Origin of the sequence: Halorubrum sp. SS7 (assembly GCF_005435055.1) — an archaeon.
Taxonomy (GTDB): domain Archaea; phylum Halobacteriota; class Halobacteria; order Halobacteriales; family Haloferacaceae; genus Halorubrum; species Halorubrum salinarum.
On record NZ_SGXV01000654.1, the window covers coordinates 1 to 231 of the forward strand.

Annotated in this window: 1 pseudogene; it reads left to right on the forward strand. The window is 64.9% G+C overall.

The features are described from left to right. Nucleotides 1–231 (forward strand): annotated as a pseudogene (locus EXE44_RS19510) (Na(+)/H(+) antiporter subunit D); the annotation flags it as partial.

Consider the following 231-nt stretch of genomic DNA (forward strand, 5'->3'; position numbering starts at 1 on the left):
GAGTTCTCGCGGCTGATGGGGCTGATATTCGGAATTATCGGCGCCGTCGCCGTCCTGTACTCGTACGCGAGCGAGGCCGAGAGCGTTCAGACCGCGTTCGCGTTATCGTACGTGGCGACGAGCTACGGCGCGGTGTTCGCGGGTGACTGGCTCACGCTGCTGTTCTTCTGGGAGCTGATGGCCGTCACCAGTACGCTGCTCGTCTGGCACTACCGGGGCGAGGCGGTCCGG